The organism is Bradyrhizobium sp. Leo170 (genome assembly GCF_004296405.1).
Taxonomy (GTDB): Bacteria; Pseudomonadota; Alphaproteobacteria; order Rhizobiales; family Xanthobacteraceae; genus Bradyrhizobium.
Genome location: NZ_PSRR01000887.1, coordinates 1 through 421, shown reverse-complemented (window position 1 = coordinate 421; position 421 = coordinate 1). Strand labels below are relative to the sequence as shown.

Below are 421 nucleotides of genomic sequence, written 5' to 3'. Positions count from 1 at the left end.
CCGGCTGAGGGGGCGGGCTCTCGGCCGGCTGCAGCTCGAGCTCGAACTCGGGCTCGGCGACCGGTTCGGGCTGAACCAATGTCTGTGCAGGCTCCGGCGAACTGCCGTCGAAATCGGCGACAGCGTCCGCTGCTTCCGGCTCCGCGCGCGGGCCGAGCTCGTCGGCAATCGAGGCGGCAAGACCCTCATCCGCGCCATGGCCGCCACGGCGGCGGCGTCCACCGCGACGTCCACGCCGGCGCGGACGGCGTTCGCCGTTCTGGCCTTCACCACGAGCGAAAGCCGACTGCTCTTCGCTCTCGTCCTCGTCGGTCTCGACTTCCTCGGCGGCAATGCCGTCGTCGGTCTCGGGCGCAAGCGGCAACGCCTCGCCATCCTCGCGCGGCACACCGCCCTCGCGGTCGCGGGCTTCGCCACCGCG

1 pseudogene is annotated in these 421 nt (G+C 72.7%); it reads right to left on the bottom strand.

What is annotated here, in order from left to right:
• Window positions 1-421, bottom strand: a pseudogene (locus tag CWO89_RS48735) (ribonuclease E/G); the annotation flags it as partial.